At 43.6% G+C, this 21,112-nt stretch carries 8 protein-coding genes and 1 pseudogene; 3 read left to right on the forward strand and 6 right to left on the reverse strand.

Going from position 1 to position 21,112, the window contains the following annotated elements; translation table 11 throughout:
* Positions 1 to 66: 66 nt before the first annotated feature.
* From ybfE to ABR397_RS06070, 5 genes are all read right to left on the reverse strand, one after another.
* A complete protein-coding gene (ybfE, locus tag ABR397_RS06050) occupies positions 67 to 354 on the reverse strand; it encodes a LexA regulated protein (protein WP_036836823.1) in 288 nt (95 codons plus the stop codon).
* A gap of 139 nt (positions 355 to 493) precedes the next feature.
* Positions 494 to 1,462 carry a GlxA family transcriptional regulator gene (locus ABR397_RS06055; protein ID WP_350304913.1) on the reverse strand — a complete coding sequence of 323 codons (969 nt, stop codon included), beginning with the start codon at positions 1,460 to 1,462 and terminating at the stop codon, positions 494 to 496.
* A gap of 186 nt (positions 1,463 to 1,648) precedes the next feature.
* Positions 1,649 to 3,799, reverse strand: a complete 2,151-nt coding sequence (locus tag ABR397_RS06060) for a type I secretion system permease/ATPase (RefSeq protein WP_350304914.1) — start codon at positions 3,797 to 3,799, stop codon at positions 1,649 to 1,651.
* Between the two features lie 2 nt (positions 3,800 to 3,801).
* Positions 3,802 to 5,157: an HlyD family type I secretion periplasmic adaptor subunit gene (locus tag ABR397_RS06065; protein WP_350304915.1), complete on the reverse strand. Its 1,356-nt coding sequence runs from the start codon at positions 5,155 to 5,157 to the stop codon at positions 3,802 to 3,804.
* Positions 5,150 to 7,255 carry a peptidase domain-containing ABC transporter gene (locus tag ABR397_RS06070; RefSeq protein ID WP_350304916.1) on the reverse strand — a complete coding sequence of 702 codons (2,106 nt, stop codon included), beginning with the start codon at positions 7,253 to 7,255 and terminating at the stop codon, positions 5,150 to 5,152. The genes ABR397_RS06065 and ABR397_RS06070 overlap by 8 nt, the downstream gene beginning before the upstream one ends.
* 344 nt (positions 7,256 to 7,599) lie before the next feature.
* Here ABR397_RS06070 and rtxH point away from each other — a divergent pair, with 344 nt between their 5' ends.
* Entirely contained in the window at positions 7,600 to 7,950 is a 351-nt protein-coding gene (gene rtxH, locus ABR397_RS06075) for a protein RtxH (protein ID WP_350304917.1), read from the forward strand.
* Positions 7,951 to 7,971: 21 nt separating this feature from the next.
* Entirely contained in the window at positions 7,972 to 8,433 is a 462-nt protein-coding gene (gene rtxC / locus ABR397_RS06080) for an RTX toxin-activating lysine-acyltransferase RtxC (protein ID WP_350304918.1), read from the forward strand.
* Positions 8,434 to 8,513: 80 nt separating this feature from the next.
* Here rtxC and ABR397_RS06085 read toward each other — a convergent pair.
* Positions 8,514 to 8,681 (reverse strand): annotated as a pseudogene (locus ABR397_RS06085) (zinc ribbon domain-containing protein); the annotation flags it as partial.
* A gap of 115 nt (positions 8,682 to 8,796) precedes the next feature.
* Here ABR397_RS06085 and rtxA point away from each other — a divergent pair.
* Positions 8,797 to 20,994, forward strand: a complete 12,198-nt coding sequence (rtxA, locus tag ABR397_RS06090) for an MARTX multifunctional-autoprocessing repeats-in-toxin holotoxin RtxA (RefSeq protein ID WP_350304919.1) — start codon at positions 8,797 to 8,799, stop codon at positions 20,992 to 20,994.
* The last annotated feature ends 118 nt before the right edge of the window (positions 20,995 to 21,112 follow it).

The raw sequence follows: 21,112 nt of genomic DNA on the forward strand, positions 1-21,112 counted from the left end.
TCCTATTCTGACCAAACAGCAAGGACAATTCTGTCAAATTTGTGTGATTTCGTGCCTTCAATGCTATCAGGCAGTGATATCACTTTCTGCTAACTGGGCCAGCAAAATTTGCTCAATGAGTTCACTGCGGCTGATATTGCGTTGCTGCGCAAGAAAGTTCAGCGCATCGACTGCGTCAGCATTTATTTTCAATTCCACACGACGCAGACCACGCACCTTATCACGGCGAAGCTGGTTACGTTTATTGACTCTGAGCTGTTCATCCCTGGAAAGTGGGTTGGTTTTTGGGCGCCCCGGTCTGCGTTCATTTGCGAACAAATCCAGAGTAGTGCGATCCATTTGTTCTTTTGCCATAAATTCAACTACTAAAGGGCGTATACCATAAAATATAGCACGCCATGATACCCCAGCTTCCCGTGTATCGCTACTGCCTGACAAAGATAAAAAGCCGTGTCACTGTTTATTCGTAAAGGATGTCCATTGCGTTCCGATTTTAACGGTACTGGTATTTTCTGCGGTACTCGATTGGTGTTAATCCATTCAATTTCTTAAATAACTCTCTAAAGTAGCGAGTATCTTCATAGCCAACTTCATGGCTGATTTCTTCTATAGTCTTATTCGATTTTTCTAAGCAGTATTTTGCCAGGGATAACCGAATTTGCTGGATATATTGAATCGGTGTCTGGCCGGTCGCTGTTTTAAAGCGCCGCTTCATCTGCCTTTCACACAAATGAATTTTATCTGCCAAATCGCTGACCGATAATATGTCTGATGGAGTAGAATGCATCCAATCCTGTAGTTTGTGGATTAATGTGTCTGAATGCTGGCGGTATGGTACAAAACTTGCCAGAGTATGCGGCGGGACCCCTTTTAGATCACCAAATATCAGTTGGCTACAGGCTTCTCTGGTATTTTGACCATATATCTGTTCAATAATATGCATCATCACATCATTGTATTCATAGGTGCCGGAAGTACAAAAAATGTTGTTATCGCTGGTGACTTTTATTTCTGAATGTAATTGTACTTGCGGAAACATGTCCTTAAATAAGTTGGTAAATAGCCAGTGTGTGGTGGCTTTGCGGTTATTGAGTAAATTAGCTTTAGCCAGTACAAAAGAACCTGTACTAACGGAAACGATAGGGATATTTTTTTCTTCCATCATTTGAAGCCAATCCAAGGTTTCTTGGGTACAAAAATCGAAATCGCAATAAGGGACCCCAATTGAACCCACCAGGATAATATCTGTTTGTTTAATCTCTCCTATCAGTTTATTGGGTTTTAGCCGAATACCGCCCAGTCCGACAGCATCCTGATTATCCTGTGTGACAATATTGATTTCTGGCTCCGGCGCGCTAGCTAAACGAGCAGCAATGGTTAAAATTTCTATTGGGCCAGTAATAGAAGTTAGAGATCCTCCTGAAAATACTAACACGCTTAAAGAAACTGGGTTCCTGTCCATAAGAATTCTCCAACTTAAAAATTAAGATGTATCAAGATATTTCATTGTCTAACATCTTAATAACTTATTGTAACAATTTAAATAATTTAATTACATTGAGATATTTTTTTGAACAAATAAGTAAAATAAGAAATAGTTTCAGCCAAAACTTATTCCGTCTCTGTTAAGGATTGGCTGAATTGTTATTTAGTTTTCGCCAACTTGTTGATGCCACAGATGCGCGTATAAGCTGCCTTGCTGGAGCAATTGGTCATGCGAGCCAAATTCGACAATTTGTCCCTGATCTAACACACAAATTTTATCCGCGTGGCGAATTGTATTGAGTCTGTGAGCAATGCTGATAACTGTTCTGTTACGGCATATTTCGTCCATATTTGCCATGATTGCCGCTTCGGATTCATAGTCCAATGCTGAGGTGGCTTCATCAAGGATCAGAATAGTTGGGTTAACCAGGAGCGCCCTCGCTAATGCGATTCTCTGTCTTTGACCACCAGAAAGATTTGCTCCTTTTTCTCCAACTGGATGCGCAAAACCGTGAGGAAGGGATTGAATAAATTCAATGGCCCCGGCTAACTCAGCGGCACGATAGACTTCCTCGTCTGTTGCGTTGGGCTTACACAGCCGAATGTTATCGGTGATGCTGCCAGAAAACAGGATGCTTTCCTGGAGTACAACACTCATATTGCGGCGTAAAGAGACGGGATCAGCAATAGCTAAATCCATGTTATCAATCAAAACTTGTCCATGTTGAGGTACGTACAGCCTTTGTAGCAAACGGGTGAGAGTACTTTTACCTGAACCGGATGGTCCAGTTATACCAATAAATTGACCCGATTTTATCAATAACGATAAGTTCGCCAGAACTTCCGGTGTGTCGTCATGGTAGCGGAAGCGAATATTTTTGAATTCAATCCGGCCTTCCAGCTCAGGTACAGAAGCCAATCCCTGTTTACTGTTTTCCATTGGCTCATCAAGAATATCCCCCACACGTTTCAAGGCGATTAACGTATGCTGAAAATCCTGCCAAACCTGTGCGAGCCGGAGGATAGGCTGCGTGACGTGTCCGGCTAGCATATTGAAGGCGATAAGTTGCCCCGGAGTCAGTTCACCGCGTAAGACTTCTGTCACTCCCCACCATAGGAGGATCGCGGCGGTAAATTTCTGGACAAAATCGATTCCCTGTCCTGCGATTAAACCACTTTTCTGTGCCGCGAAGCTTTTAGTCAACTGTTGGCTGAGAATACGTTGCCACTGATGTAAGAAACGGTTTTCAGTGGCGGTGGTTTTGATGGTTTCAATTCCGGTGACGGCTTCGGTTAGAAAGCTTGTTGCATTTGCATCGGTTTCATATTCTGCTTCTACTTTGCGGCGAATAATCGGCCCGGCGGCGACCCAGAATACGAAGTAAACAAAAAGTGAGCCAATAACAATCCAGGTTAGTATCCAGGCATAATAAAACATGATGCCAATAAACATGATGACGAAAATTAAATCCAGCAACAGCATCAGGGTAGAACCTGTCAGAAACTGGCGGATTTGAGACATCTCTCTGACTCTGGCAATAATCTGCCCTGTTTGCCGTTGCTTAAAATATTGCAGCGGCAATCCTGCCAGATGACGATACAGTCGCCCGGAGAGCTCAGAATTTATCTGGCTTGCCATGTGCCCAAATACGGTATTGCGCATAAAACTATACAAAGGCTCGGCAAGGGCGATCGCCAGCATAGCTATACCTAATACATGCAGGCTGGATAAACTTCGACCTACCAAGACTTTGTCGATGATGTTTTCAAACAGGATCGGGCTAACCAGTGCAAATAACTGGAGAACGATGGCAAACAAAAACAGATCTCTTATCTGACTTTTTTGCCGGAAAATTGAGGGATAAAACCAGCTCAAGCCGAATTTGACATGTTTCTTAGTTAATTCCTGATCTGCGATTAAAAGAATCTTATATACATTCTCTTTATTACCAGTAGATGTAGATAAGGAAAGCAATTGTGTTTGTTCAGTCGCAGGATCGAGAACGGTAATATTGTCATTATCGACTTCAATAAGTACCCACCACTGTTGTCCCAATTCGATCAATGCCGGTAAGGGCAGCGTCGGTGCTGTATTGGCGGTTAACCGATCAATTTTACTGTGCAGCCCAATCGCGTTGGCGGCTTCACGCAGCTGTAAATCACTCAGATATAAGGAGTCAAAACCCAGGCTGTGTTGAAGTTGATTGATAGTGGCTGACTTATGAAATTGTTTCCCCACATAGACGATGCAATTCAGCGCCTGATTATGAGTGTCGTTACTGGAATCAGTAGCAGAAGAAGATAATAGGTTCACGATTATTTCTCCCTCAATGCTTCAGATTGATATTCTCTGATAGGGCTCAGGAGATAATCGATAACACGGCGTTGATCAGTTTTTATTTCGGCGACAATGGACATACCCGGGGTAATTTCAACCTGGGTATCGTCTATGGCAATGCTATTACGTTTAAGACTGACTTGAGCGGGAAAGACCAATCCTAACTGTTCATCTGTGGTTGAATCTCTGGATATGCTCAACAGTTCGCCGTCGATAGTGCCGTAACGTGTATATGGGAAGGCATCAACCTTAATAGTGACTTGCTGCCCCGAATAAACAAATCCGGCGTCTTTGTTCAAAATTTGCACTTCCGCCAGTTGCACATTGTCATCAGGAACGATCACCATCAAGTTTTGAGCCGGTTGCAATACTGCACCTAATGTATGGACGCTGAGTTGTTGAACTGTTCCTGTGACGGGTGAGCGAATGACTTCAAGTTGTTCTCGTACCTGAGCTTTTGCAAGCTCTTGCTCTAAAACGACTAATTGAACTTCGGCCTGTTTTCTTTTATCAAACCATTCGCGTTCTTTTTGTGTTTTCAGACTGTTTAAACGTTCTTCCAGGCTAATATATTGCGATTGCAGAACATGAAGCTCCGCATTTTGTTGGGCAATCAGGCGTTCTGTTTCCAGAAACTCTTTTTCCTGTTCAAGATATTCAACTTTACTGATCACTTGTTTTTGACTTAAGGTCTGACGTGCTTTTAAACGCTGGCTAATATTTTGCCGGAGCTTAGTGAGCGCATTGAGATCGCTTTTTCGTGATTGTTGAGAAGAGAGATTCACGTTCATCTCTGCTTTCAGATTTGTTACAACAGCGTCATATTCTCTTTTCTCACGGGAATAGTTTTCAGCAACTTGTGTTTGCTGAGATGCCGGCAAAGACTGAAACAGTTCTTGTTCTGTTGGTTCCTGTCTTTCTGTCAAAGCCTGATAACGAATTTTTTCGTGGGCTTGATATTCGATCTGTTTTAATAACCGGGTGATATCTTGGTTAACACCGAGTGTGTTGAGTGTCAGAAGTGGGGTGTTTTTCTCTACCCGCTGCCCATTCTGGACATGGATAGCGGTCACCCGGCTCTGTTCGTATGCCTGAATTATCTGAGAACGACCAGAGACAATCAGGCGACCGGTTGCGGTTGCCTGAACATCCAACTTACCCAGATAGGCCCAGAGTAAGGCTATGATGATACCGACACTGAGCGTTATCGCAGTGTAGCGGGCGAAAGGTGACGGTGGGCGTTGTGATAACGCTAAATGTGTCGGTAAAAAGTCATAGTGCTGTGGGCGATAGCGCAGCCGTGATTTTATTTTATCCTTAAACGCCTTAATCATGGCAAGGCACCTCCTGTTTTAATTCCTGTTGTAATCGCCAGAGCTTCCGGTACTGTTTGCCGTGGTTAAGCAACTGATCGTGAGAGCCTTGTTCGATAATTTCCCCCTGATTAAGCACAATAATGCGATCACAATGACGCACGGTTGAAAGCCGGTGTGCGATAGTGATAACGGTTCTGCCCCGGGCAATTTCTGCCATATTTGATTGAATGCGTGATTGTGATTCGTCATCAAGCGCACTAGTTGCTTCATCAAGAATGAGGATTTTGGGGCCAGCAAGGAGAGTCCGGGCAATAGCAAGCCGCTGACGCTGACCACCAGACAAAGAGTGCCCGCCTTCTGCGATGGTTGTGTCATATCCCATCGGCAGCCTGAGAATAAATTCATGAGCGCCTGCCAGTTTGGCGACTTTAATCACCGACTCTAGGCTGGTATCGGGTTTCGACTGAGCGATATTTTCATATACTGTTTTGTTAAATAAGAAATTTTCTTGCAGAACGACACCAACTTGTTGTCTGAGTGTTTCGATACCTATGTTTTGCAATGGAATACCGTCTATGGTGATTGTGCCTGTTTCCGGGGTATAAAGGCGGAGTAATAAACGTGCTAGCGTGCTTTTCCCGGAACCGGAAGTACCCACAATACCAATGGTTTCTCCGGCTCTGATATCAAGGGTCAGTCCTTTGATAGTTAGCGGAATATTAGGTTGATAGCGAAAGACAATATTGTTAAATGAAACTGCACCATGCAGCGTTACCTGTTGCTGGCCGGATTGCTGCTCGGTGGGCAGATTTAACATATCTCCTAATTTATCTACGGCTACCCGTGTTCTAATGAATTGTCCCCACAGCTCCACCAGCCTGGCTAATGGCTGGGAAGTGTGATTGACCATCATATTGAAGGCGATCAACTGACCGATGGTTATTTGCAGTGATAAAACCTCCGACGCACCTAACCAGAGAATCGCGGCATTAGTAACTTTTTGCAGTAGCATGACAATATGGTTTGAGCGATTATTCAATTGCTGTACTGCATAACTGGTCTTGACCATCTTCTCAGTCTGGCTATCCCAGCGGCGAATGAATCTCGGTTCTACTGCCAGGCTTTTAAGGGTTTCAGAGCCGGAAACAGTTTCAGTCAGAAAAGAGGTATTTATCGCTGCATGAGTGAACTGCTCTTCAACGGCCTTCTCCATACGGGGAGTCAGCCACCACGCCAGAATGACATAAAAAGGGATAGTGGCGATAAAAACCCAGGTAAGTGTGCTGGATAACAGGCTCATCACATAGATAAAAACAAACATAAACAGGACATCGACGGATAAAGTAAACATCGAGCCGGTCAGAAACTCCCTGACGGTATCCAGTTCACGAACCCGTGTGACAATCGCACCCACCTGACGGGATTTAAAAAAGAGTAAAGGCAGACCGAACAGATGCCTGACCAGTTTTAATCCCAGTTTGATATCGATACGGTTGGCGGTATGAGCGTATTGGTATTCACGTAACCCACGTAAAATCACCTCTATTATGCCCGCGATAATTAAGCCAAAGACTAATACATCAAGGGTTGATAATGCCTGATGGATTAAGACCTTATCCATAACTACCTGAATAACTAATGGTGAAATTAGGGCAAGAATTTGCAGTACAAAAGAAAATAACAATACTTCACCCAGGTTTTTCTTTTGTGCCAGAAATTCTGGAATAAACCAGCTGATGTCAAATTTAGTTTGTTTTTGTTTTACTTTAATCCATTTCCCATTCCACTCTTCCATTAGTTTTTCTGTAGACCACACTTCTGGGGTTTCTTCATTCACTTTCTGAATGAGTGAATTATCTTTGTTCGATTTGGCTAAAACAAAAGGCAGGCCATTATTATCAAACAAGATTGCAGGTAACGGTATGTCATGATATTTCTTTCTGACGGAGTGCTTATTTACAAGAGATAAGTTAAATTTTTTCTCTATATCCTTTATATAAGTACGGTAACAATTAGAATTTTTTAAGTTATCAATATCACTGATATTGTTCTTGCCATTGTAGATCATCAGTATTAATTTTAATGATGATAGGGTTAATTTCTCAATCTCATTCATGAATAAATGTCTTTAGAATTTGTATAAACAATATTTGCATAATATATTGATAGAAACAGATTGTTATGTTACCTGTTTGTTATGTTGTAATTTAATGTCACTTAATTATCTTATATTTGCTGTCGGTAACAGTGTGGGTAAATAGGACTATATATGGGGGGTAAAGAGACTTTTTATGTATAAAATATTGATTTTGAGTTTTTGCTCTATATTATTTTATTGATTCACTCACCCATCAAGCATTATGGATATATAAATTCAGGACATTTTTAAATTAAATTTTAATTGTTGGAAATGTTGTTTAATTTTGTTGATAAATCGTTTATTATTTGGTAAATAAAAGTATGTCTGAAAAATTCGTACAAACTATCTCTAGTGTCAATTATAACAAGGGCGTTTTTTCTCTTTATTTCGTTGGTCAGGAACAAAACCGGATGGCGAATGGAATAATGGCAGAAAATGATAATGAACTTGAATTAAAGCAAGTCATCCATATGCCTGCATCGGGATTCATGTATATGGTTTCAATGGTTAAAAATATGTTGGAAGATCCACGTATGGCGGCTGAATTTGATAAACTGGTCACGGCAGGGTTTTTACCTGCTCCGCAAGTCACAGAAGAGCAAACAGCATCAGAATCTATGGTGGAAGAACCTGCTAATTCTAAGAAACGCCCATCTAAAAACGTAAAATAACACTTGGCGGTTAGGTAACGCATGGCGATTATACATCAACCAGCGAAACTGAATGCCGCAGAAATTCAGGCAATGATCGGAGGAGTGATGCTGCTGAGCCAATATTCTCCTCTGCATCGAAGATATCTGGTGTCCGAGTGGCAACAGCGAATCTTGCCTGCGTTTGAACTGAATCAGTTTTGCTACTATGCAGATGAACAAGGGCACCCAATTGCTTTTTGTAATTGGGCTTTTTTATCTGAACAAAATCGGGAAGAGATTCTTTCTGGAGAAAGAGAGCTTACCCATACAGACTGGCGATCAGGTCCACATATCTTTTTTCCCGAAATGATTGCTCCTTTTGGTCATGGGCGTGAAATTGCCAGAGATTTGCGCCGCCGTGTATTTTTGCCGTGGAAAGGCCAGAAAGCTTGTACTGTCCGTGGAAAACTGGATGTTCAAAATAACCGCTGTATTCGTCAGGTGCAGTGGTTCTTTGTTTAATTTCTATATTATTATTTAAAGGCTTTCTATTGACATCCTCCCCCACTTTCGCACTTCGTGACTCAAGAGGGGGATCCCCGTTAGTGGGCGATGGCTGATCGCTTTGCGTCTGGTTCCTGCTTCAACGGGCGGCCTGACAGCACCGTCCCTCCACAGGCAAGCACGGCATGCCCTGCCGCTAAAATGTTACGAGCGCCGTTTACATCTGCGTTCGCGGTATATCCACATACCTGGCACTCAAATTTACTCAATAGTGAAACAATACATTCAACATCAGCGTGGCTGATGATTCTACGGGCTTTTTAAGCCCATCCAAATTCCCCTCCCGCCTGATGTTAGCGGGAGTACCCTTTGGAGGTAAAGATGGGGAAATCATCGAATAGAAGTACAGAGTATTTCTTTACTGGAAAGTATTACGACGATAATGATGGTAATAATATTACTGCAATTGGTGTTGGTGGTGATGTTTATGCTTATGGCGGAAATGATGATGTTACTGTTGGTTCATTTAAAGTCGATGTATACCATACCGATGGCGACCTTTCGGTAAAGGGAGCTTCAGGTTACACCGGCATTCGTAAAACGGGAAATGGCAGTCTGTCATTTGCGGGTGCAGCCGGTGCGGCTTTTATTGATCACACCGGTGAAAAGGGAAATTTAAATTATTCGGGTGCTGCTGGCTATAACAAACTAGTTCGTAAAGGTTTGTCTGGTGATACAAGTTTTAAAGGGGCTGGTGGATACAATAAGTTATGGCATGAAGCTAACCGGGGAGATTTAGATTTTGCCGGTGTAGGGGCATACAATAACATTGACCATACTTGGTTTAACCATTATCAAGGTTCACAGGGAAATGTGACTTTTAATGGCGCAGGCGCTGCAAACAGTATCAGTTCACGAGTAGAAAGCGGTAACGTTACATTTAGTGGGGCAGGTGCTGATAATTACATCATACGTAAAGGTAAAGAAGGTAATATTATTTTACGTGGTGCGGGGGCATCGAATCGAATTGAGCGTGTACGCCAAAATAAAGATGGGTATGAACAAACGCGTGGTGATATTACTTTTGAAGGTGTGGGAGGTTATAACAAACTTTATTCTGATGTCGCACATGGCAATATTAATTTCTCCGGTGGTGGTGCTTACAATGAAATCACCAGATTAGGTACGAATAGCGATTTCTATGGTGAAACACTGGAATTTGCTAAAGTCGAAGAGATCGTATTAACGAAGGCAACGATGGGAGGAAGCTGGATCCAAGAGTCCCATCAAGTTACAGGTATTAAATCAACCATCGAACCGGATACCTATCTTTTTGCGTTTGCTGACAAAACGTACACTAAAATCAGCAAAGTCCAGCTTCAAAATAATCCCACCACAGGTAGACTCGGTTATCATGCCACTTCTTGGTATAAAGCAGGTAACCACCTTAAAAATCTTGCTGTGAAAGAAATTTCGTCAGGCAATGGATTTGTCGCGGTAAACGCTAATGGCGCTTACCGTCTCTCCAGTTTGATCTTTGAGCATCAGCAACCCATTAAGATTCATGTTATTGAGGAAAGCCTATTAATAGATAAGTGGGTAACCTATGCGGGTGGCATGGTGATTAAAGCAGAGGATATCTCGCTAGGTGATGCCAAAATGGGGGGATATGCGATCTTCTCTGATGGTCGAAAAGTCGATGTTTCCGCAGTCAAATCGAACCGGAAGCTCAATACTTATGTGTATGCCAAGGTAATGGGGCGGTATACCAAAATCGTTGAAGTTCAGTTGAAAAACGATCCTGATACAAGGCAACTGAAATACAAAGCAATAGCATGGTACAAAGCAGGCAATCATACACGTAATTTGGCTAATGAAGTGTTTTCCTATGCTAACGGATATACCTCTATTGGTCCCGGTTACACGTTAAGCCAGCTTCAATATAACGTTAAGACGGTGCGCCGTACCTCCCATCGATTAGTACATAGTGAAGAATATAGTCAGCAAGACCTGGTAAAGTCATCCACAAGCAGCGGTTACGTGAATTTTAGCGGTGTGGGTGGTGGAAATGTTATTAAATCTAATGTCGCGCGGGGAAATGTTAATTTTAAGGGGGCTGGGGCGGCGAATGTCATTTTGCACGGCTCAAAATTCGGTGATACGAATTTTGATGGTGCTGGTGCAGCTAACGTCATTGTAAAAAGTGGTGAAAAGGGTGATCTGACATTTCATGGTGCGGGTTTAGCCAATGTTCTGGTTCACCAAAGCCAGCATGGCGAAATGGATATTTATGCCGGCGGTGCAGCAAATGTTCTTGTGCGCGTTGGGGATGGGCGATATCTGGCTCATCTTTTGGCTTATGGCAATATCTCGATCCATAAAGGTGGCGGTAACAGCCGGGTGCTGATGTTGGGCGGGTACAACACTCATACCCAAATTGGTAATGGCAATGGGAGCTGGTCCGGTGTGGGCGGTTTTAACGTCATCACCCAGGCGGGAACAGGGGATATCTCCTCCGTACTTTTGGGCGGTGCTAACGTGCTCACTAAGCTCGGTGCGGGAGATCTAGTTTCCGGTATGTTCGGTGGCGCCAATATTATCACCCATCTCAGTGATGAGACCGAAATTGCCGACACCACCATCATTGCGTTGGGCGGAGCCAACATCTTTACCAAGAAAGGGAAAGGCAATGCGCTGGCGGTAATGGGCGGTGGTACGAACGTTCTCACGCATATCGGTGATGGTAATACCACGGGCGTTATGCTCGGTGGCGCTAATGTTTTGACCAAAGTCGGAAAGGGGGACATGACCGGCATCATGTTTGGCATTGGCAGCGTGTTGACCCATGTTGGCGACGGTTTGACATTGGGCGTGATGGCTGCGGCAGGAAATGTCTTCACCAAAGTTGGGGAGGGGACATCAATTGCGGCCATAATTGGCGCGGGCAACCTGTTTACCCATGTTGGCAAAGGGGATGCCTGGACGTTAATGGGTGGTGCGGTGAACGTCTTTACCAAAGTGGGTGACGGTAATGCGCTGGCATTGATGGTAGCCGCAGGCAATGTGTTTACTCATATTGGGGATGGCGCAAGTGTTGCTCTGATGCTGGCAAAGGGCAATATCGCAACGAAAGTGGGTAATGGCATGACCTTGGCGGCGATGACCGGTAAGGCCAATATCTTTACCCATGTGGGGGATGGCAATACCTTTGCGGCCATGATTGGTGGCGCCAATGTGTTGACCAAGGTCGGTAATGATCTGACTGCTGCCTTAATGATAGGGAAAGCTAATATCTATTCGCATGTGGGTGATGGCGCCAGTATCGGTTTGTTTGCCGGTGAATTGAACGTCATGACCAAAGTCGGTGATGGCACAACACTGGCGGCAATGTTTGGCAAAGCTAATATCATGACACATGTGGGTAATGGTTTAACGGGAGTTTTAGCGCTGGGTGAGGCCAATATTGTCACTAAAGTGGGTAATGATTTTATGGGTGTTGTCGCATCGGCGAAAGCGGACGTTATTACGCATGTCGGGGACTCGACAACCGCAGGTATCCTGTTTGGCAAAGGCAATATTCTGACCAAAATAGGAGACGGTCCTACAGTCGGTCTGCTTACTTCCGATGTGGGTAACGTGATGACTCATGTTGGCGAGGGCACGACGGTGGGTTTCGCCAAAGGTAAAGCCAATATCATCACGAAGGTTGGTAATGGTACCGGCGTAAATGCCGCTTGGGGTGAGGCGAATATCCTGACCCAAGTGGGAAATGGCGACCGTTACAACTTCGCGAAAGGTAAAGCCAACCTCATCACTAAAGTGGGGACTGGACAAGAAGTCACGGTGGTTCAGGGGGATGTCAACATTATCACCCATGTGGGTAACGGTGATGATTACACCGGTGCCTGGGGCGAAGCCGACGTTATCACTAAAGTTGGTGACGGGCGCAATGTGGTGCTGGCTAAAGGTAGGGCTAACATTGTCACTCAGGTGGGTAAGGGAGACAGTTTTAACGCCTTATGGAGCGAAGGTAATATCGTCACCAAAGTAGGTGACGGTATGCAGGTGACGGCGGCAAAAGGTAAAGCTAACGTTACCACGACAGTAGGCAATGGCTTAAATGTAACCGCTGCTCATGGTGATGCAAACATTAACACCCATGTGGGTGATGGTGTTTCGGTTAACGTGGCGTGGGGTAAGTACAATGTTAATACCAACGTTGGTCACGGCTCCAATGTTGTGGTAATGAAAGGCCAAAGTAACGCTAATATCCAGGTTGGTCATGGCTTATACGTTAATGCCTCTTATGCACGCAATAACGTAGCGATTAAGATTGGTGATGGTGATTTTTACAGCTTGGCTGTTGCATCGAGTAATACAGAAAGCAACAAACTTGCCTCTTTTTTCGACAATATCAAACAAACTGTACTCGGTGTGGTAGGCAGTCAGGCGATTAACTATCTGGTGCATGGGGATGAGGCTAACACGTCAGGCACTCACAAGGGCAGAGGTGCAATTAATTTAACCGAAGTTTCTGCCATTGATGGTTTTAAGATAGATGAAATTGATCAAGTTGGTTCGGATTTAAGCGGTCGTCTAAGTAGCTCTGTAACAGCGGTAGAAGTGCCTGATATTGGCTCAATAGAAAGTTCTTTAGCAAGTTCGTTGAATCGAAAAACGCGATCGGTATCAGATCGGAACGAAAATCTGATCGTCAATGGTGACTTTGAACAAGGTAATCAAGGTTGGCAGTCAACTCATGGTGTTGAGGTATATAATCCGGCGAATGCTTACGGCCTTAATAATGCTGGTCATGGAAAGCGAGTTAGTGAACTTGATGTGGATATCAGTACCATTATTTACCAGGATCTGAAAAACCGATTTGAAGGTGAAGTTATTTCACTGAGCTTTGATTTTGCGAAACGTGCAAATATTGTTAGTTCTAATGAAGGTATGGAAGTTATTTGGAATGGTGAAAGTCAATTTACCATTACTAATGGTGATACTGCATGGCAAAGTAAAACACTGGAATTAATCGCCAAAGCAGGTACTAACCGCATCGAATTTAAAGGTATCGGTGATAATAATGGTATTGGTTATATTTTAGATAACGTTGTTGCAAAATCTGTAGGTAGATTGCCAGCTAAAATTATTACTGAACATGCTAAGCAAGACCAAGCGGCCAAAAATGCGTTAAGTGATAAAGAAAAAGCCGAAAAAGATCGCCAGTTCCTGGAGCAAGAAAAAGAAAAACAACTGGCAGCGATTGAAAAATCGCAATCTCAATTGGAATCAACGGATCAGGAAGCGCTTAACCGGAATGGGCAAGTGCAAAGCGATGCGATAAAAGAAGAAGCTCAGGTAGTGACTGAAGAGCTGACTTTAATCGCTGACAGGTTTAAACAACTTAAAGATCAGACTGATAATAGCCGTGAGTTAGATAACCACTATCTCGACTACGCGGGTGGAATCGCTGAGGAGATCCAGAAGCGGTTGGATGATATCAAGCCGACATTAGAAAAACGGCTGACGGATATACATCGGGATACTCTTAATACACAGCAAAAAGTAAAAGAGGCTGTGGCGCGATCAGAAGCAGGCGCCGAAAAAGGTAAACAAAATCGTGATAAGGCGATGCTTGATGGTGTAGACGCGCAATTCAAAGCAGATCAGAGAAAAGAAGAAGCACTTTCACAGCAGCAGCAGGCAGAAAAGGCGAAGGATAACGCTAATATTGCGTATCAGAATGCAGAAAGCCGCGGTAAGCGTGAGACCGCGTCGGCGGAAAGTAAAGCAACTCAGACCCAAGCTGATGCTAAAGGGGCGAAACTGCGTGATTCCAAACCTGCTCGCATTGGTGCAAGTGGCAGCGGCTTGTCCGGAGAAAAAGCCTATGAGTCAACAGGAGCGGGAGAAACCGGCAGCCATATTGATCCTGAATTGATGCCAGAAGCGAGAAACAGATATTATCAAGGGTTGACCGAAGAAGAATTGCAAGCGTTAGAGAATGCTAAACAAGCTGTTAACCGGTTGCAGATCAATGCGGGAATTCGTGCGAAAAATACCGGCGTTTCGTTTATTCCGCAGTCTGTTGAAACACAATCTGACAGCATTGTGGTACCTCCTTTACATGAGACGCGTGAACTCATCAGAAAAGCGCCGATAGTTTCTGGGATTAATCTGGAAGGATTGGCTGGAAGCAAAAAAAGGGAGAGCGGTTCTTCCGTACTCAGTCGTGCACAAAAAGTCGCCCACATCTACCGTTGGCTTGATAATGGCAATGCGCCGGACGGATATATTCCTGTTCCCGGATTTAAACGTGTTAATGCAGATATTTCTGATAAAACTAGGCAACGGATAGTGACTTTTATTGAAAGGTATCTCAGAAATACCAATGCCAAAAACAAAGTACCTGAGGGTGAAGCCGCATCTTTAGCGAAACTGTTTGTTGACGCTACTCTGGATTATGACTGGAATAAACGAGTTGAGTTTATTGCAAAACTAGACAGCTATGATTATAGCTTTGAACCTGCCCGCGATGACAAAAGTATTGTTTCATTCTGGTCTGGAAAGAGTTTTAGAAGTCATCGAGATGTTCTTGAGGCAGCACAACCGGATGGTAAGAAAATTGTTTACGATGTTGATGTGCAAGGAAATGCTTTTGCGATTCAACTCAATCAGCAACTCATGCGCTGGGGAATTATGTACCTCGCCGATCCGGAAAATAATGAGCATAAAGCGCTAAGAGCGGCAATTGATGCTGCTACGTATAGCAATACTGGTTTCTGGAGTTCCGTTTATGCCGCAGGATCGCGTGGTGATGTTTATTTGATCTCTGAGGGGGGCTTACGTCTTGGTAACTATTTCTGGAATGTTGAATTACCTGTATTGCGTAAATTGCAACGTGAAGGATTGGTGGGTGAAATTCGATTGCTAGATAAGCCGGCAAGTGAATATGCAGGGCTACCTACAGAAGCTATTGGCCGTAACTTAACAGAGTCGGGTATTGCTGTGCAGGCGCGCTTTGATACTTTGACTATTAAAGAACAGAAAAAACGGCTGGAGGTTAACCCTAATGGCTATAAAGCCGATACCATTGTTGATCTTGATATTAATCTCAGTGCTGTCGACAGTATGCTGAATCGAGCATTGCCGTTTTATGGATTACGTACAGAACGTAACTTATTATTGCAAAAGAGTAATGAAGGATTTGAGGTGCGTTCATGGCCTGGTAATGGTAATGAATCTAAGAGAATTATTGTAACAAATACTACCAGTAATAATCTGCTTAAAGCAGTTGAACGTTTTATTCTTGCTAATTATGACAATTATGCGCAATTACCTGATGAGTTATATTTCATTGAAGATCAGATTATATCTCATCATCAAGGACATACCCGAATTCTTACTAAGAAAGTGAATGGCGTTTGGAGGCCGGTGCCAGCATTGATGTCGGTGAGTGAGTTCCAGGAAGCTGCATCCATTGCGGGTAAAATTCGTGGTGACAGTTACCAAAAAGTAATTGATGCATTAGATAGTTATCAGAATGTCTTGCAAGGAAGGAAAGACGATGAATTGGATGTGATTGAAACATTATCCAATTTGCGCCGGCAGGTTGAAGGATATCTCTTAGGTCATCCTGACTCAGGTCGTGTACCCGCAATGAAGGCCCTGTTGTCTCAAATTGACACGCGTTTTGAAGAGTCGATGGTGCTTGCTGAATCCACTGTAAGAACCCCATACCAAGGCGATTTCAGTAGGTTGTACGATAAGCTTGTCAATGCCAATCTTAAGGATTCAAAACACCTTTATATTGATGAAAATGGTGATTTTGTGACTCGAGGTAAGGCAAATATTAATCAGAAAGTGGAAAGTGCTGATAAAGCGGTTGAGCAAGTCAAAGCGGCGGTTATTAAAGAATATGGTCAGGATGTTTCTGATGCTGTCTTCTCGAATCTGAAAGCTAGCGATTTATCGCAAGATGGTAAAGGCATTGATGTGTCTGGTTTAAGAAAGATCCATCAGGCGATTGAGAATGTGCCGATACTTTCTGGTTCTCAGAGCAAAGATCATAATGTGGAAAAGAAAAACTTATTCCAGGAAGTGGGTTATACCATTTTTGACATTAAAGCAGGTGGAAAACAATTGGCTGATTACTCATTCCACTTTAGTCAGAATAAGGATTTATTGGGGGTGCTTAAGAAGCTTATTCCAGAAATTGGTAATGTGCTCGTGACCAATGGTAATGACGTTCAGTCCAAAGAGTTTCTGGAAGGAATATGCTTTGCTCTGTCTTCCCGCTATATGATGGAAGAGCGTGTGAATGGCGCGGGAGGCGGAAAAGCTTATATGGAGTGGTTGAAGGATGTAGCTAAAGCTTACAATGACAACTCCGTGAATAAGAAAACTGATATCAACTCTATTGAATCCTCTTTGCTTAACCGATATCGCCGTCAGAAAGTCGGCCCGACTATTGAAGGATTGTTGTCAATACAACATTTTCAACATCTTGATGCTGGCAGTTTGATCGAGAAAGCGAAGGGGAATATTGATTATAGTGCAAGGCTAAAAGCAAATGGGTTAACAGGGGTGAGGATCGGTGATCCACTGAATTATGAGGTTGGTGGCTATGAATCTGTTATGGAGCAACTGCGCAATGTGAAGCAATCGACTTATATGATGTTTATGTCTGAAGATCACGCCATGTCAGTTGTTGTACATAAGAGTGAAGCTCAAACAATCTGGTCATTCTTTGATCCTAATTTTGGTGCTAAATCGTTTGATAACTATGATAATTTCCACCGTTTTATGGATTCTTTCCATAAGGGCATGATCACGGGTTACCGATCTCCTATAGGTTATAAATATGCTTCTGCCAGCCCTGAGGCCAGCGCAAAATTGAGCTTCAATATTAACTATAATACATTTGAAGATAGTGCTATTACGGGTTATGACAATACTTGGAAACAGGCGCGTGAGGGTGAGCAAAGTCATGTATTGCATGCACTGAAAGAGCGGGGAGTAATGTTTTCGCTGGATTCAGGTGCTGAAGGGTGGATCGCGGATTACCGTGAAGATGTCGTCACTCTGGAAGTCATGGATAAGAAAGGCCAAAAGGTTTCTGTTGAAGTTGAAAGCAACAACTTTAAACAAGCAGCCAGTTTCGTACAGTTGAATATTGGTAAGGTATTTGCTGACCCAACCGCCAGTAAATTGGCATTGAAAGGCTCGGAGAATAGTGATGCTACGGTATCTGTGCTGGAAAAATTATCGTCGGACGCTGTTCTAAAAAGCAAAGATGTCGAATCTTGGGGGCGTATTTCAGTCACACCACAAACCGATGGTCGAGAAACCCGCTTTGATGGTCAAATCATTATCCAGATGGAGGATGATCCTGTCGCTGCTAAAGCAGCGGCAAATCTGGCAGGTAAACACCCAGATTCTAGCGTAGTTGTTCAGCTTGATTCTGAGGGTAAATACCGTGTTGTCTATGGTGATTCATCTCAATTTAAACCATCAGACGAGTTGCGTTGGCAGATTGTGGGGCATGGTCGTAGCGAATCAGAGCAGAATAACACTCGTCTGAGTGGTTACAGTGCAGATGAGCTGGCAATAAAACTCAAACAATTTACTCAGAGCTTTAGTCAGGCGGGTAAACCAGACCACATTAGCATCGTGGGTTGTTCGCTGATTAATGATGACAAACGAGATGGCTTTGCTCGTCGCTTTATCACCGCCTTAAAAGGGCTAGATATTCACACGACTGTTTCGGCTCGTCGTAGTGAAGTTGCCGTTGATGTGACGGGCCGTAAGTTCACTCAGGATGAAAATAATCAATGGATCAATAACCTGGATGATAACAAAGTCGTATTGAGTTGGAATGAAAAAGGTGAACTTGAAACTCGTTCAGAGCGAGTGCGTCGCAATATTGCTGAAAGCGACATCAATCTTTCTCATGTCGGTATAGCGGATGCCGATACGCCACCTAAAGGTGCGATTGTGGATAATGCAGATATTTTCACTGCACCCGAGAAGCGCAAAAATCAAATTGCAACCGATTCAAGTCATCTACCGAATAACTCGCTAAGTTACTCGGGTAATATTCAAGTGGATGTGGGGAATGGTGAATTTACTGTGCTTAATTGGGGAACATCGAACGTTGGCATCAAAGTAGGTATGGGTGGTTTTAAGTCATTGGCCTTCGGAGATAATAATGTGATGGCGCACATTGGCAATGGTGACAGTAAACACAGCTTCGATATTGCAGGTTATCAAGCGCTTGAAGGAGCGCAAATGTTTATTGGTAATCGTAACGTCAGTTTCAACAAAGGTCGTAGTAATGATCTGATTGTGATGATGGATAAATCCCTGCTGACACCACCGTTGGTTAATCCATTTGATGGTGTGGCACGTATTTCTGGCGTATTGCAAGACATTGCTCATTCTGGTGAAGAGCAGGATTGGCTAGTGGTGCAAGAGCAGCAATGGACAATCGCTGGGGCGAAAAAATTTGTTCAGGATATGTCTGGTTTGGACCAAACCAGCAACGTCGATTATAAAACTCTGGTTGATTTGGATTCTCAGCATGAACGTAGTAGCCGAGGTCTGAAAAATGATATTGAAGCAGCACTGAATAAGCAATTTAACCAGTGGTTAAGCAGTAATGGCAACAGCGTTGATATGAGCAAAATGAGCCGTGCGGATAAGTTCCGCCAGGCCAACCAGAAACTGGCATTCAACTTTGCGGTAGGTGGCCAGGGAGCGGATATTCAGGTGACCACGGGTAACTGGAACTTTATGTTTGGTGACAATATCCAGTCGATTCTGGATACTAACCTAGGTTCACTATTTGGTTTGATGACTCAACAATATTCGACAACCGGTATAGCGAGAACAACGTTTACCTATAATCCGCAGGATTTGCCTCGTCAGCTTAAGAATAAATTCCTTGGTCGGTTAGCCAGTGTGAATGCAGATACCACTTTAGCGGATATCTTTGCGGTGGATTACACTGCGGATGGCCGTATTGTTTCCCGTGGAGACGAGTCAGTGGATGGCGTGGCGATTCTAAAAGAGATGATTGAAGTCATTGGAAAATTCGGTGGTGAACAACTGAAAGCCTTCACTGATCCAGATAAATTGCTCGACGGCTTGAAATCTCACCTCAATATGGGGACGGATGGTATTAAATCCTTTGCTGAGAGTCATGGTTTGAAACAGAAAGAACCTGATGGAAATGAAAAAGCGCAGAGCAGCACGCCAGCGACTGCGGTGACGGAGAACACCAAACCAGAGAGTACATTTGGCTTTCATTCGCTGAATTTACCTAACCTGTTTGCGACGATGTTCAGCAAAGATAAACAAGAAGAGATGATGTTATTAGTGACCAATCTGAAAGAAAATCTAACAGCGGATTTGCTCAATATGGAGCAGAAAACGTTTGATTTCTTACGTAACAGCGGTCATCTGCAAGGAGATAGCGATATTCATGTATCGTTGGGGAACTATAACTTTAACTGGGGCGGTGACGGTAAAGATCTCGGTGCTTACCTGGGAGACAACAACAACTTCTGGGGTGGTCGCGGTGATGATGTTTATTATTCAATCGGTACTTCCAATATCTTTGCGGGCGGTGAAGGTCATGATCTGGGTGTCCTGATGGGACGTGAGAACTGGATGTTTGGCGGTCATGGCGATGATACCGCAATAGTTGCTGGACGTATTAACCATATATTTATGGGTGAAGGTAATGACCAGACGTTTGTCTTTGGCGAAGGTGGCTTAATTAATACCGATAAGGGACAGGATTACGTTGTTACCTCAGGCAACTACAATCGAGTGGATACTGGCGAAGACCAGGATTATACCGTGACCATCGGTAATAATAACCGGGTTGAATTGGGTGCAGGCCATGACTTTGCCAAGATATTTGGTAATGACAACAGGATTGACGGCGACGCTGGTAGCGATGTGATTAAACTGATGGGCTACCATGCAATGATAAGTGGTGGTGACGGAGATGATCATCTGATAGCGGAAACTATTTCGAAGTTCAGCCGGTTTGATGGCGGTGATGGTCAGGATCTATTGGCGCTGGGCGGTTATCAGAACAAATTTACAGGCGGCTCAGGTGTAGACAGCTTTGTGGTCAGCGGCAAGGTGATTGATAATCTGGTAAATGATATCAGTGCGGAAGATATGATCGTCTTTAATGATATTAACTGGCAAAACCTATGGTTCCAGCGAAGTGGATACGATTTGGTGTTATCAGTGAACCGTCATACTCAAGACAACACGGCTCAGGGTATATTTGAATCAGTAGGCTCAGTCACCTTTAATAATTACTTTAATGGTAATCGTGCCAAACTGGTGGCTCAGATGAGTGATAAGAACACATCGGGAGAGCGTGAATTTACTGCGCTTTCAGATAACGCGGTTGATTCATTGATCCAAGCAATGAGTAGTTTTGCACCTACCGCGGGCGATAAGGGTTTTATTGAGAATTTAGACAATAAAGCGAAAGTTGCTATTACGACGGCATGGGCAGATACCACTATTGGGAAAGGAAAATTTGCTTAATTAACCTGAATTTCGCTTAAGAAGGGAATTAAAGTACTTGCAGCAAGAGTTGGTCATACTGCTGACGTATGCCAGAGTGAGCTTGAACACATGTCCGACAAACTTACTGGTTGATACG

Origin of the sequence: Photorhabdus viridis (assembly GCF_040256935.1) — a bacterium.
In the GTDB taxonomy this organism is placed as follows: domain Bacteria; phylum Pseudomonadota; class Gammaproteobacteria; order Enterobacterales; family Enterobacteriaceae; genus Photorhabdus; species Photorhabdus viridis.

Excerpts from the sequence above, each read along its gene's own strand:
- ybfE (WP_036836823.1), bottom strand. The coding sequence starts at position 354 with ATGGCAAAAGAACAAATGGATCGCACTACTCTGGATTTGTTCGCAAAT.
- ABR397_RS06055 (WP_350304913.1), bottom strand. The coding sequence starts at position 1,462 with ATGGACAGGAACCCAGTTTCTTTAAGCGTGTTAGTATTTTCAGGAGGA.
- ABR397_RS06065 (WP_350304915.1), bottom strand. The coding sequence starts at position 5,157 with ATGATTAAGGCGTTTAAGGATAAAATAAAATCACGGCTGCGCTATCGC.
- ABR397_RS06070 (WP_350304916.1), bottom strand. The coding sequence starts at position 7,255 with ATGAATGAGATTGAGAAATTAACCCTATCATCATTAAAATTAATACTG.
- rtxH (WP_350304917.1), top strand. The coding sequence starts at position 7,600 with ATGTCTGAAAAATTCGTACAAACTATCTCTAGTGTCAATTATAACAAG.
- rtxC (WP_350304918.1), top strand. The coding sequence starts at position 7,972 with ATGGCGATTATACATCAACCAGCGAAACTGAATGCCGCAGAAATTCAG.
- rtxA (WP_350304919.1), top strand. The coding sequence starts at position 8,797 with ATGGGGAAATCATCGAATAGAAGTACAGAGTATTTCTTTACTGGAAAG.